Source organism: Enterobacter cloacae complex sp. IR5422 (assembly GCF_049238165.1).
Lineage (GTDB): Bacteria > Pseudomonadota > Gammaproteobacteria > Enterobacterales > Enterobacteriaceae > Enterobacter > Enterobacter roggenkampii.
On record NZ_JBMKHT010000012.1, the window covers coordinates 90533 to 103614 of the forward strand.

Below are 13082 nucleotides of genomic sequence, written 5' to 3' on the forward strand. Positions count from 1 at the left end.
CCAGTCACCCCATCATTTTTGTTTATGCCCAGGCGAAAATCTTCTGGACATTATTTTGTCATCTCCCTTTATAAAGCCACGTAAAACCCCCGTCGTCAATTGCTGCGAAAACGGTTCAGCAAACGAATAAATGTGGGCAATTTACGAAATTTAATTCGCATTGCGTCAGATAAGAGATGCTTATGGAAATGTGACGGAGATCGCGGGATTTTCCCCTCTCTTCCGAGAGGGGAAAGGTCATTAATGCCAGCAGAAATGATGTACAACCTGGGTAATCAGTTCGCGGGTGGGCTTGATAAAGCGGGTTTCAAGATACTCATCCGGCTGGTGCGCCTGGTTAATGGAGCCAGGGCCAAGAACCAGCGTCGGGCACAGCGTCTGAATAAACGGCGCTTCGGTGCAGTAATTCACCACGTCAGTCTTTTCACCGAGCAGCTTTTCCACCACTTCGACCAGCTGATGGTCCGGCGGGCATTCATAACCCGGGATCGGCGGGTGCAGTTCCGAGACCGTCAGACGGCCCGGCCAGCGCTCACTCACCGGGGCCAGCGCTTCGTTCAGTAAACCATCCAGATCGCTCAGGGTCATGCCCGGCAGCGGTCGGATGTCCATGTGCAGCTCGCAGCAGGCGCAGATACGGTTCGAGGCATCACCGCCGTGCAGGCTGCCGAGATTGAGCGTTGGATACGGCACGGTGAACGCCTCATAGTGGTAACGCTCTTTCAGATCGTCGCGCAGGGTCATGATGCGGCCGATGGCGTCATGCATCAGCTCAATGGCGTTGACGCCCCGCGCCGGATCGCTGGAGTGGCCGGACTGGCCGAGCACGCGCACGGCGGTAGAGATATGGCCTTTATGTGCGCGAATCGGTTGCAGAGACGTAGGCTCGCCGATGATCGCGCAATCCGGACGAATCGACGTGTTTTCTGAGAAGTAGCGCGCGCCCGCCATGCTGGTCTCTTCATCAGCGGTCGCCAGAATGTAGAGCGGTTTTTTCAGCTTCGTCACGTCCACGTCACGCAGCGCGTCGAGGATAAAGGCGAAGAAGCCTTTCATGTCTGCGGTGCCCAGACCGTAGAGCTTGTTGTCGTGCTCGGTCAGGGTGAACGGATCGCGCGTCCAGCGGCCATCGTCAAACGGCACGGTGTCGGTGTGACCGGCCAGCAGCAGGCCGCCCGCACCGGTTCCGGTACTGGCGAGCAGGTTAAATTTGTGGCGAGTGCCGGGGACGGGCTGAACCTCAACGTTAAACCCAAGATCGCTAAACCAACCCGCCAGCAGATTGATTAAAGACTCATTGCTCTGATCCAGCGCTTCTTCCGTTGCGCTGATGGACGGTGTGGCAATCAGGGCGCGGTAGATCTCGATAAATGGCGGTAAGTTCATTTTCATTGTTGACACACCTTAGGTCGTGATAGTATCAATATTCATGCAATAAATGTGAATAAAAATACATTAACGTTGAGCATAAAGGAACCCGATGTTGAATACGCTGATTGTAGGCGCTAGCGGTTATGCGGGCGCAGAGCTTGTAAGCTACGTGAATCGCCATCCACATATGACCATAACCGCTTTGACCGTGTCAGCGCAAAGCAATGATGCAGGAAAGTTAATTTCCGATTTGCATCCGCAGCTTAAGGGGCTGGTCGATCTGCCTTTGCAGCCCATGTCTGACATCAGCGAGTTTACCGACGGCGTCGACGTGGTGTTTTTAGCCACCGCGCACGAGGTCAGCCACGACCTGGCGCCGCAGTTCCTGGCGGCTGGCTGCGTGGTCTTCGACCTCTCCGGCGCGTTCCGCGTTAACGACGGCGCGTTCTACGAAAAATATTACGGTTTCACCCATCAGCATCCGGATCTGCTTGAAAAAGCGGTGTACGGCCTGGCGGAGTGGAGCGCTGACAAACTGAAAGAAGCGGATCTGATTGCTGTCCCGGGCTGCTACCCGACGGCGGCACAGCTTTCGCTGAAACCGCTGATCGAAGCCGGGCTGCTGGATCTGAACCAGTGGCCGGTGATCAACGCCACCAGCGGCGTGAGCGGAGCAGGGCGCAAGGCCGCCATCTCCAACAGCTTCTGCGAAGTGAGCCTTCAGCCGTATGGCGTGTTTAACCACCGTCATCATCCTGAAATCACGACGCATCTGGGCGCGGACGTCATTTTCACCCCGCACCTGGGCAGCTTCCCGCGTGGGATCCTCGAAACCATTACCTGCCGCCTGAAGCCGGGCGTGACCAAAGAGCAGGTGAATGAGGTCTTCACGCAGGCGTATGCGGACAAACCGCTGGTGCGCCTGTACGACAAAGGCGTGCCGGCGCTGAAAAATGTGGTCGGCCTGCCGTTCTGCGACATCGGCTTTGCCGTGCAGGGTGAGCATCTCATCGTGGTGGCCGCAGAAGATAACTTACTGAAAGGCGCTGCCGCTCAGGCAATGCAGTGTGCAAATATTCGTTTCGGTTTCCCGGAAACGCAGGCTCTTATTTAAGGTGTGATGATGAACCCATTAATTATCAAACTCGGTGGTGTACTGCTGGACAGCGAAGAAGCGCTGGAGCGTCTGTTTACCGCGCTGGTGAACTATCGCGAATCACACCAACGTCCGCTGGTGATTGTGCACGGCGGCGGCTGCGTGGTGGATGAGCTGATGAAAGGGCTCAACCTGCCGGTGATCAAGAAGAACGGCCTGCGCGTGACGCCTGCGGATCAGATTGACATTATCACCGGTGCGCTGGCGGGTACGGCGAACAAAACCCTGCTGTCCTGGGCGAAGAAACACCGCATTGCCTCCGTTGGCCTCTATCTGGGCGATGGCGACAGCGTAAAAGTGACCCAGCTCGACGAAGCGCTCGGTCACGTTGGACTGGCGCAGCCGGGTTCGCCTAAGCTGATTAACACGCTGCTGGAAGGCGGTTTCCTGCCGGTGGTGAGCTCTATCGGCGTGACCGAAGAGGGCGAGCTGATGAACGTAAACGCTGACCAGGCGGCAACTGCACTGGCGGCAACGCTGGGCGCGGACCTGATTCTGCTTTCCGACGTGAGCGGCATTCTGGACGGTAAAGGCCAGCGCATTGCGGAAATGACTGCGGCAAAAGCCGAGCAGCTGATTGCGCAGGGCATCATCACCGACGGCATGATCGTCAAAGTGAACGCCGCGCTGGATGCGGCGCGCACGCTGGGCCGCCCGGTTGATATCGCCTCCTGGCGTCACGCGGAGCAATTGCCGGCGCTGTTTAACGGCACGCCGATTGGCACGCGTATTCTGGCTTAAGATTCTGTGCCGGATGGCGCTTCGCTTATCCGGCCTACGTGAATTTTGTAGGCCCGGTAAGCGCAGCGCCACCGGGCAAAAATATCATCATTAAGGAAATTCGTTATGGCACTTTGGGGTGGGCGTTTTACACAGGCAGCGGATCAGCGGTTCAAACAGTTCAACGACTCTTTGCGCTTCGACTACCGCCTGGCCGAACAGGATATCGTCGGCTCTGTGGCCTGGTCCAAAGCGCTGGTGACCGTTGGCGTGCTGACCCCGGAGGAACAGCTGCAGCTGGAAGAGGCGCTGAACAACCTGCTGGAAGAGGTGCGTCTGGATCCGCAGCAAATCCTGCAGAGCGATGCCGAAGATATTCACAGCTGGGTGGAAGGCAAACTGATCGACAAGGTCGGTCAGTTGGGTAAAAAGCTCCACACCGGGCGTAGCCGTAACGACCAGGTCGCCACCGACCTGAAGCTGTGGTGTAAAGATACCGTCGCGGAGCTGCTGGCGGCTAACCGTCAGCTGCAGACCGCGCTGGTGGAGACCGCACAGAACAATCAGGACGCGGTGATGCCGGGTTATACCCACCTGCAGCGCGCGCAGCCGGTGACCTTTGCGCACTGGTGTCTGGCCTACGTTGAGATGCTGGCGCGTGACGAAAGCCGTCTGCAGGATACCCTGAAGCGTCTGGACGTCAGCCCGCTGGGCAGCGGCGCGCTGGCGGGTACCGCTTACGAAATCGACCGCGAGCAGCTGGCAGGCTGGCTGGGCTTTGCCTCCGCCACCCGTAACAGCCTGGACAGCGTCTCTGACCGCGACCACGTGCTGGAGCTGCTCTCCAATGCCTCTATCGGGATGGTGCACCTGTCGCGCTTTGCCGAAGACCTGATCTTCTTTAACTCCGGTGAAGCGGGCTTCGTTGAGCTGTCCGACCGCGTGACGTCAGGCTCATCCCTGATGCCGCAGAAGAAAAACCCGGACGCGCTGGAGCTGATCCGCGGGAAATGTGGCCGCGTGCAGGGCGCGCTGACCGGTATGATGATGACCCTGAAAGGGCTGCCGCTGGCGTACAACAAAGATATGCAGGAAGACAAAGAAGGGCTGTTCGACGCGCTCGACACCTGGCTCGACTGTCTGCATATGGGCGCGCTGGTGCTGGACGGCATTCAGGTGAAGCGTCCGCGCTGTCAGGAAGCGGCGCAGCAGGGCTATGCGAACGCGACCGAGCTGGCGGATTATCTGGTGGCGAAGGGCGTACCGTTCCGTGAAGCGCACCATATTGTCGGTGAAGCGGTAGTGGAAGCCATTCGTCAGGGTAAACCGCTGGAAGATCTGGCGCTGGCCGACCTGCAAAAATTCAGTGCGGTTATCGGGGATGACGTCTATCCGATACTGGCGCTGCAGTCCTGCCTCGACAAGCGTGCGGCGAAAGGCGGCGTGTCGCCTAAGCAGGTGGCGCAGGCCATTGCGGAGGCGAAAAACCGCCTGATTTGATGCCTGAAACGTCGGGTGGCGGCTTCGCCTTACCCGATCTACAAAACCCCAGCCCAACCCTGAGTTGGGCTTTTTTACGCAAAAAAAAAGCGGACCACGGGGTCCGCAAAAGTTCACGTTGGCTTTAGTTGTTCGAGTTTTGAGAGAAACTCGCTGACGGTGCGGGGACGTCAAGGGTCAAACACGTGCCGCCTCGTCTATGTGGTGTATTATTCAACAGAATGCTTGATAGGGATAATCGTTCGTTGCTATGCTATCTATCGCCATGAACTATCGTGGCGACGGAGGATGAATAATGAATATTCGTGATCTTGAATACCTGGTAGCGTTAGCCGAGCATCGTCACTTTCGCCGCGCGGCAGATTCCTGCCACGTCAGCCAGCCCACGCTGAGCGGCCAGATCCGCAAGCTTGAAGACGAGCTGGGCGTGATGCTGCTGGAGCGCACCAGTCGTAAGGTTCTGTTCACACAGGCAGGTCTTCTGCTGGTGGATCAGGCGCGCACCGTGCTGCGCGAGGTCAAAGTGCTCAAGGAAATGGCAAGCCAGCAGGGGGAGGCCATGTCCGGCCCGCTGCATATTGGCCTGATCCCAACCGTTGGCCCGTACCTGTTACCGCACATCATTCCGATGCTGCACCAGACGTTCCCGAAACTCGAAATGTACCTGCATGAAGCGCAGACGCATCAGCTGCTGGCGCAGCTGGACAGCGGCAAGCTCGACTGCGCCATTCTGGCACTGGTAAAAGAGAGTGAAGCCTTTATTGAAGTGCCGCTGTTCGATGAGCCGATGATGCTGGCGATCTATGAAGATCACCCGTGGGCGAACCGCGATCGCGTGCCGATGGCCGATCTGGCGGGCGAAAAGCTGCTGATGCTGGAAGATGGCCACTGCCTGCGCGACCAGGCGATGGGCTTCTGTTTCGAAGCGGGTGCTGATGAAGATACCCACTTCCGCGCAACCAGTCTGGAAACGCTGCGAAATATGGTCGCGGCGGGAAGCGGTATTACGCTGCTGCCTGCGCTGGCGGTGCCGCACGAGCGTAAACGTGATGGCGTGGTCTACTTGCCGTGCATTAAGCCAGAGCCGCGTCGTACAATTGGCCTGGTTTATCGCCCGGGTTCACCGCTGCGCAGCCGCTATGAGCAGCTGGCAGAGGCCATCCGCGGTGCGATGGATGGCCATTTTGACAGCGCGTTAAAACAGGCGGTTTAAGCCGTTCAGCGCGGCTACCCGATAGGCTTCCGCCATGGTCGGGTAGTTAAAGGTGGTGTTGACGAAGTACTCAATGGTGTTACCACCACCTTTCTGCTCCATGATCGCCTGGCCGATATGAATGATTTCCGCGGCGCGTTCACCAAAGCAGTGAATCCCAAGGATCTCTTTCGTCTCGCGATGGAACAGGATCTTCAGCGTTCCCACGCTCATCCCCACGATTTGCGCCCGCGCCAGATGTTTAAACTGCGCACGACCCACCTCGTAAGGCACCTTCATTGACGTCAGCTGCTGCTCGGTTTTGCCGACTGAGCTGATTTCCGGGATGGTGTAGATACCCGTCGGGATATCTTCGATCAGATGCGCCGTCGCTTCGCCTTTCACCAGCGCCTGAGCGGCAATGCGGCCCTGGTCGTAAGCGGCGGAGGCCAGGCTTGGGTAGCCAATCACGTCGCCGACCGCGTAAACGTGCGGCAGGGCGGTCTGATACATGCTGTTGACCTTCAGCTGACCGCGGCTGTCGGTTTCAAGCCCGATATTTTCCAGCTGCAGGGAATCGGTGTTGCCGGTACGGCCGTTGGCGTACAGCAGGCAGTCCGCTTTCAGCTTCTTGCCGGACTTCAGGTGCATGATCACCCCGTCGTCACAGCCTTCGATCTTCTCGTATTCTTCGTTGTGACGAATCACGACGCCGCTGTTCCAGAAGTGGTAGGAGAGGGAGTCCGACATCTCCTGATCGAGGAAGGCCAGCAGGCGGTCGCGGGTGTTGATCAGGTCAACTTTGACGTCCATTCCGCGGAAGATCGACGCATATTCGCAACCAATGACCCCTGCGCCATAGATAATGACGTGGCGGGGTTCATGGTGCAGGCTCAGAATCGAGTCGCTGTCGTAGACGCGCGGGTGCGAGAAGTCCACGTCGGCCGGATGGTACGGGCGTGAACCGCAGGCAATCACAAATTTTTCAGCGGTGATGGTTTCAACCGACCCGTCGTGGCATTCGAGTGCCAGGGTGTGTTCATCCACAAAATGCGCGTTGCCCTGCAAAATTTCACAGTGGTTACGCTCATAAAACCCCTGACGCATGCGCGTCTGCTGGTTAATGACGGTATCCGCGTGATTCAGGATGTCGGCAAAAGAGGAACGAAGAAGTCGGGAGTGGTCGCTGTAAAGAGGATTCTGGTTAAATTCGATAATGCGGCTAACGGCGTGGCGGAGGGCTTTCGAAGGGATGGTGCCCCAGTGGGTACAACCGCCGCCGACATTATGGTAGCGCTCAATGACCGCTACTCTGGCTCCCTGTTTCACCAGACCCATAGCAGCGCCTTCGCCGCCGGGGCCGGAACCAATAACTATTGCGTCGTAATCGTAGGAATGTGGCATGGTAAGGCTTACCTGTTCTTATACATAAAAGCAACAGAATCATAACATCATTGCCCGAGTAACCCAATTATCGTTGTGCTTTTTTCCGGCAGTGGAGCACAAACCGCACGTAAACAATCATTCACAAAGCCAGGTAAACAGATTAATTTTATTCTCTGGTATAGTGCCATCAGGCCTTTGGAAGGATTCAACTATCGTGATGGGCGTAAGAGCACAACAAAAAGAGAAAACCCGGCGTTCGCTGGTGGAAGCCGCATTCAGTCAACTGAGTGCTGAGCGAAGTTTTGCCAGTTTGAGCCTGCGCGAAGTCGCACGCGAGGCCGGGATTGCGCCAACGTCCTTCTATCGTCACTTCCGTGATGTGGATGAACTGGGCCTGACCATGGTCGACGAGAGCGGTTTGATGCTGCGCCAGCTGATGCGCCAGGCGCGTCAGCGTATCGCCAAAGGGGGCAGCGTGATCCGTACCTCCGTGTCGACCTTTATGGAATTTATCGGCAACAACCCCAACGCGTTTCGTTTGCTTCTGCGCGAGCGTTCGGGCACGTCGGCGGCGTTTCGTGCCGCCGTCGCGCGTGAAATTCAGCACTTCATCGCGGAACTTGCCGACTATCTTGAACTCGAAAACCATATGCCGCGTGCGTTTACCGAAGCACAGGCCGAGGCGATGGTGACGATTGTTTTCAGCGCAGGTGCCGAAGCGCTGGACGTCAGCATTGAACAACGCAAGCAGCTTGAAGAGCGACTGGTATTGCAGCTCAGGATGATCTCCAAAGGCGCGTACTACTGGTATCGCCGTGAACAAGAGAAACTGGCACATCAAACCGAAGAGTGAAGGTGAGTAATGAAACAGTCAGGTCAGGATAAAGGGACGCTGTTGCTGGCATTGATCGCTGGCTTATCCATTAATGGTACGTTCGCCGCTATTTTTAGCTCCATCGTGCCGTTTTCGATTTTCCCGCTTATTGCGCTGGTGCTGACGGTGTACTGCCTGCATCAACGCTACCTGAACCGCACCATGCCGGTGGGGTTACCGGGGCTGGCCGCCGCCTGCTTTATTCTGGGCGTATTGCTGTACAGCACGGTGGTGCGCGCGGAGTATCCGGATATCGGCTCTAACTTCTTCCCTGCGGTACTGTCTGTTGCGCTGGTGTTCTGGATTGGCTCGCGCATGCGTAGCCGTAAGAGCCAATTACCGGAGTAAAGGTTTTTGTCATTGTAGGCCGGATAAGCGAAGCGCCATCCGGCTTTTTGGCAGGTGGCGCTTCGCTTACCTGCCCTACAAGGTCTTCATTACTTCGCCGTGAGTAAAACGCCGCACTCCATATGGTGCGTATACGGGAATTGATCGAACAGCGCCAGACGTTCAACCTTGTGCGTCTGGCTTAACGTTTCCAGGTTCTTGCACAGCGTCTCCGGGTTACAGGAGATGTACAAAATACGCGGGTACGCCTGCACCATCTTCTCGGTTTCGCTGTCCAGGCCACTGCGCGGCGGGTCGACAAAAATCGTCTCACACTGGTAGCTCTTCAGATCGATTCCTTCCAGACGGTTAAACTGGCGTACGCCGTTCATTGCCTGCGTGAACTCTTCTGCGGCCATACGAACGATCTGCACGTTGTCGATATGGTTGGCGGCAATGTTGTACTGCGCGGCGGCCACCGACGGTTTGGCGATTTCCGTTGCCAGAACGCGATCGAAGTTACGCGCCAGTGCCAGCGAGAAGTTGCCGTTACCGCAGTAGAGTTCAAGCAGATCGCCCGTTGATCCTTCCGTCGCCTTCAGTGCCCACTCCAGCATCTGCACGTTCATTGCAGCGTTCGGCTGGGTGAAGCTGTTCTCGACCTGACGATACACCATCTCTTTACCCGCCACCGGCAGACGCTCGTCGACGTAGTCCTGATCCAGCATGATTTTGGTTTTTGTCGCGCGGCCAATCAGGTGAACGTTGATGTTCTGCGCACGTAGCGCATCGCGCAGCGCTTCCGCCTGCTCGCGCCACTCGTCGTTCAGGGCTTTGTGGTACAGCAGGGAGACAATCGCCTGATTGCTTTGCGTGGTCAGGTAGTCAATCTGGAACAGCTTGTGGCGCAGTACCGGGTTGTTACGCACGCCTTCAACGATCAGCGTCATCAGCTGATTGATAAGCTCGCTCGCTGCCGGGAAGCTGTCCACGCGAATGCGGGATTTTGTCTGCTGATCGAAAATGATGTGGTACAGGTCGTCACCGTCGTGCCAGATGCGGAACTCGGCACGCATGCGGTAGTGGCTGACAGGAGAGCGGAACACCTCGGGAACGGGCGCGTTGAAAGGCGTCATCATACTTTGCAGGCGGACGACTTTCTCTGCCAGCTGCGCGTCGTACTGTTCTGTCGGGAGGTGTTCTGGGGTCATGATGCGTCCTGAGTGATAAAGAATTACGCGGCGATTGTAGGCATTGTTCAGGGGATGTCCAGAGTTAATGGCCAATAGCTGTCTGGACATCCATACGTGTCTAATTGTAGCATTCTGTTTCCGGTCTCCTGAGAGTGAAAAGGGAATCCAGTGTAAATCTGGAGCTGACGCGCAGCGGTAAAGACTGGCGGGATGAGCGTTGTAGACACTGTGAAAATGGGAAGTCTTCATCCTTATATAGCCACCTAGCCCGAAGACCTGCCGGGATCACGTCGCATTTGGTTTCATCATCGCGTGCTATCGATGAGGCCTGCGGCATCCTTCTTATATTGTGGATGCTTTAACAATGATTAAAAAAGTAACGCTGCTGACGGCGTTGTCCGTCACGGCATTTTCGGGCTGGGCGAAGGATAGCGCAGACTCGTTGGTGGTGACGGCAAATCGTTTTGAACAACCTGAAAAAACTATTCTGGCTGCAACCTCGGTTGTGACGCGTGCCGATATTGACCGCTGGCAGTCAACCTCGGTGCTGGACGTTATGCGTCGCCTGCCCGGCGTGGATACGGCGCAAAGTGGTGGGATGGGGCAACTCTCTTCTCTCTTTATCCGTGGCACCAACTCCAGCCACGTCCTGATCCTTGTAGATGGGATCCGCCTTAACTAGGCGGGCGTCACGGGGTCGTCCGATCTCAGCCAGTTCCCAATCTCCCTGGTGCAGCGAATCGAATATGTTCGTGGACCGCGTTCGGCGGTATACGGCTCAGACGCGATTGGTGGTGTCGTAAACATTATTACTACTCGTGCGAAGGACGGTACCACGCTGAATGCTGGCGTAGGCTCACACGGCTATCAGAATTATGGCGGCAGTACTCAGCAAACACTGGGCGACAGCACGCGCGTCACGCTTGCGGGTGATTACACCTATACCAAAGGGTTTGATGTGGTTGCGGACGGCAACAATGGTGGCCTTGCCCAGACCGATCGCGATGGCTTTATGAATAAAACGCTCTACGGCGCACTGGATCACGCATTCTCAGACCAGTGGAGCGGTTTTGTGCGCGGCTTTGGCTACAGCAACCGTACGGCCTACGACGGCTACTACAGCTCATTTACGCCTGACGTGCTGGTCGATACCCGCCAGCTCTATAGCCAGACCTGGGATGCAGGATTGCGCTTCAACGATGACATCTTTCATTCGCAACTGCTCACCAGCTATAGCCACAGCAAGGACTATAACTACGACCCAAATTTAGGCCGCTACGATTCGACAGCCACGCTGGATGAAATCAAGCAGTACAACGTCCAGTGGCTCAACTCCGTTGATGTTGGCCATGGGAACATTGGCGCGGGCGTTGACTGGCAGAAGCAGAGCACCGAGCCGGGTACAAACTACGTGACCAACGGCTACGACCTGCGTAACACCGGCGTCTATCTGACCGGGCTGCAGCAGTTTGGTGACTTCACCCTGGAAGGGGCGGTTCGCAGCGATGACAACTCTCAGTTCGGTCGTCATGGCACCTGGCAAAGCAGTGCGGCCTGGGAGTTCGTGGAGGGTTACCGTTTCGTTGCTTCTTATGGTACGGCCTATAAGGCACCGAATCTGGGTCAACTCTACGGTTTCTATGGCAATGACCATCTTGATCCAGAAGAGAGCAAGCAGTGGGAAGGTGCGTTTGAAGGCCTGACGGCGGGCGTGAGCTGGCGCGTATCCGGCTACCGTAATGACGTTGATAATCTCATCGACTTCGATAATAACCTTCAGCAATATTACAACGTCGGTAAAGCGCGCATTAAAGGTGTGGAAGCGACAGCATCGTTTGATACGGGTCCGTTGACGCATACTGTTGGCTATGACTACGTAGATGCCCGAAATGCCGCAACCAACGAACTTCTGGATCGTCGTGCTAAGCAGCAGGTGAAATATCAGCTCGACACGCAGATCTATGATTTCGACTGGAGTCTGACTTATCACTATCTCGGTACGCGTTACGACACTGACTTTGGTACTTACCCGTCTGAGAAAGTAAAAATGGGCGGTGTAAGCCTGTGGGATGTCGCAGTTTCGTATCCTGTCACCTCACACCTTACAGTTCGTGGTAAAATAGCCAACCTGTTCGATAAAGATTACGAGACAGTTTATGGCTACCAAACTGCAGGACGGGAATACACCTTGTCTGGCAGCTACACCTTCTAATCCGCGCCCTACCGTGCTGGTGTTTGATTCCGGCGTCGGTGGGCTTTCGGTCTATGATGAGATTCGGCATCTCCTGCCGGATCTCCATTACATCTACGCCTTCGATAACGTCGCTTTCCCGTATGGGGAAAAGAGCGAAGATTTTATTGTCGAACGCGTGGTGGAAATCGTCACTGCGGTACAACAGCGTTATCCCCTTGCGCTGGCCGTTATCGCGTGTAATACGGCGAGCACCGTTTCTCTTCCCGCCCTGCGTGAAAAATTCCAGTTCCCGGTTGTGGGCGTCGTCCCGGCAATAAAGCCTGCCGCGCGTCTGACGGCGAACGGCATTGTGGGCCTGCTGGCCACGCGAGGTACGGTAAAGCGTCCTTATACCCGCGAGCTGATCGACCGTTTCGCCAACGAATGCCAGATTGCGATGCTCGGTTCGGCTGAGCTGGTAGAGATGGCGGAAGCGAAGCTGCATGGCAAGGCGGTATCACTCGACGAGCTGCGTCGTATTCTTCGTCCGTGGCTGCGGATGCCTGAACCCCCGGATACCGTTGTGTTGGGCTGTACCCACTTCCCGCTACTCCATGAAGAGTTATTAGAGGTGCTGCCGGAGGGGACACGCCTGGTGGATTCCGGAGCGGCTATTGCCCGTCGTACGGCCTGGTTGCTGGAGCATGAAGCCCCGGATGCGAAATCTACGGATGCGAATATCGCGTTTTGTATGGCGTTAACAAAAGAAACTGAACAACTTTTACCCGTTTTACGCCGTTATGGCTTTGAAACGCTCGAAAAACTGGCGCTATAGCACGGTTTTGAGCAAAAAAGAGACGGTTGAAAGTTTTTTTTAAAAGAGGGGTTGTCAACGTCTGAGAACTCCCTATAATGCGCCTCCACTGACACGGAACAACGGCTTACAGGCCGCCGGGTTAGCGGGGTTCAGAGATGAACGCCAACAGAGAAAAGCGAAAATAATCACTTGACTCTGAATGAGGAAAACGTAATATACGGGACCTCGCAACGGTGAGCGAAAGCCGCGTTGCACTGCTCTTTAACAATTTATCAGACAATCTGTGTGGGCACTCAAAGTGACATGGATTCTTAACGTCCTCGGACGAAAAATGAATACCAAGTCTCTGAGTGAACATGCGTAATTCATTACG

The 13082-nt window shown here is 56.0% G+C and carries 10 protein-coding genes, 1 pseudogene and 1 riboswitch; of the genes and pseudogenes, 8 read left to right on the forward strand and 3 right to left on the reverse strand.

The features are described 5' to 3' along the window. Window positions 1-240: 240 nt before the first annotated feature. Window positions 241-1392: an acetylornithine deacetylase gene (gene argE, locus ACOTXT_RS08535; RefSeq protein ID WP_008501790.1), complete on the reverse strand. Its 1152-nt coding sequence runs from the start codon at window positions 1390-1392 to the stop codon at window positions 241-243. Window positions 1393-1480: 88 nt separating this feature from the next. Here argE and argC point away from each other — a divergent pair, with 88 nt between their 5' ends. From argC to oxyR, 4 genes are all read left to right on the forward strand, one after another. After that, window positions 1481-2485 (forward strand): N-acetyl-gamma-glutamyl-phosphate reductase, encoded by a 1005-nt coding sequence (gene argC / locus ACOTXT_RS08540; protein WP_333164993.1) that lies wholly within the window; start codon window positions 1481-1483, stop codon window positions 2483-2485. Window positions 2486-2491: 6 nt separating this feature from the next. After that, on the forward strand, window positions 2492-3268 hold the full coding sequence (gene argB / locus ACOTXT_RS08545) for an acetylglutamate kinase (RefSeq protein ID WP_088728450.1): 777 nt from the start codon (window positions 2492-2494) through the stop codon (window positions 3266-3268). A gap of 105 nt (window positions 3269-3373) precedes the next feature. Continuing rightward, window positions 3374-4747 carry an argininosuccinate lyase gene (gene argH / locus ACOTXT_RS08550; protein WP_248202889.1) on the forward strand — a complete coding sequence of 458 codons (1374 nt, stop codon included), beginning with the start codon at window positions 3374-3376 and terminating at the stop codon, window positions 4745-4747. Between the two features lie 295 nt (window positions 4748-5042). Further along, window positions 5043-5960, forward strand: a complete 918-nt coding sequence (oxyR, locus tag ACOTXT_RS08555) for a DNA-binding transcriptional regulator OxyR (RefSeq protein WP_008501786.1) — start codon at window positions 5043-5045, stop codon at window positions 5958-5960. Here oxyR and sthA read toward each other — a convergent pair. Further along, window positions 5943-7343 (reverse strand): Si-specific NAD(P)(+) transhydrogenase, encoded by a 1401-nt coding sequence (gene sthA, locus ACOTXT_RS08560; RefSeq protein ID WP_008501785.1) that lies wholly within the window; start codon window positions 7341-7343, stop codon window positions 5943-5945. The genes oxyR and sthA overlap by 18 nt on opposite strands. Before the next feature lie 196 nt (window positions 7344-7539). Between sthA and fabR the strand changes: the two genes are divergently transcribed. Both fabR and ACOTXT_RS08570 read left to right on the forward strand, forming a co-directional pair. Next, window positions 7540-8178, forward strand: a complete 639-nt coding sequence (gene fabR, locus ACOTXT_RS08565) for an HTH-type transcriptional repressor FabR (RefSeq protein WP_008501784.1) — start codon at window positions 7540-7542, stop codon at window positions 8176-8178. A gap of 9 nt (window positions 8179-8187) precedes the next feature. After that, window positions 8188-8547 carry a YijD family membrane protein gene (locus tag ACOTXT_RS08570; protein WP_008501783.1) on the forward strand — a complete coding sequence of 120 codons (360 nt, stop codon included), beginning with the start codon at window positions 8188-8190 and terminating at the stop codon, window positions 8545-8547. Between the two features lie 89 nt (window positions 8548-8636). Here the strand turns inward: ACOTXT_RS08570 and trmA are convergent, their stop codons facing one another. Continuing rightward, window positions 8637-9737 (reverse strand): tRNA (uridine(54)-C5)-methyltransferase TrmA, encoded by a 1101-nt coding sequence (gene trmA / locus ACOTXT_RS08575; protein WP_248276285.1) that lies wholly within the window; start codon window positions 9735-9737, stop codon window positions 8637-8639. A gap of 104 nt (window positions 9738-9841) precedes the next feature. Further along, window positions 9842-10017: riboswitch (cobalamin riboswitch) on the forward strand. A 66-nt stretch (window positions 10018-10083) separates the two neighbouring features. On the opposite strand from trmA, the pseudogene btuB reads away from it, so the two are divergent. Together btuB and murI are read left to right on the forward strand one after the other, a co-directional pair. After that, window positions 10084-11931, forward strand: a pseudogene (gene btuB / locus ACOTXT_RS08580) (TonB-dependent vitamin B12 receptor BtuB). Then, a complete protein-coding gene (gene murI, locus ACOTXT_RS08585; RefSeq protein ID WP_008501780.1) occupies window positions 11876-12727 on the forward strand; it encodes a glutamate racemase in 852 nt (283 codons plus the stop codon). Before btuB ends, murI begins: the two are co-directional and overlap by 56 nt. Window positions 12728-13082: the final 355 nt, after the last annotated feature.

Bases quoted from the DNA above. Each gene is read 5' to 3' on its own strand.
- ACOTXT_RS08570 (WP_008501783.1), top strand. From the start codon at position 8,188: ATGAAACAGTCAGGTCAGGATAAAGGGACGCTGTTGCTGGCATTGATC.
- sthA (WP_008501785.1), bottom strand. From the start codon at position 7,343: ATGCCACATTCCTACGATTACGACGCAATAGTTATTGGTTCCGGCCCC.
- argC (WP_333164993.1), top strand. From the start codon at position 1,481: ATGTTGAATACGCTGATTGTAGGCGCTAGCGGTTATGCGGGCGCAGAG.
- murI (WP_008501780.1), top strand. From the start codon at position 11,876: ATGGCTACCAAACTGCAGGACGGGAATACACCTTGTCTGGCAGCTACA.
- oxyR (WP_008501786.1), top strand. From the start codon at position 5,043: ATGAATATTCGTGATCTTGAATACCTGGTAGCGTTAGCCGAGCATCGT.
- trmA (WP_248276285.1), bottom strand. From the start codon at position 9,737: ATGACCCCAGAACACCTCCCGACAGAACAGTACGACGCGCAGCTGGCA.
- argH (WP_248202889.1), top strand. From the start codon at position 3,374: ATGGCACTTTGGGGTGGGCGTTTTACACAGGCAGCGGATCAGCGGTTC.
- argE (WP_008501790.1), bottom strand. From the start codon at position 1,392: ATGAAAATGAACTTACCGCCATTTATCGAGATCTACCGCGCCCTGATT.
- argB (WP_088728450.1), top strand. From the start codon at position 2,492: ATGATGAACCCATTAATTATCAAACTCGGTGGTGTACTGCTGGACAGC.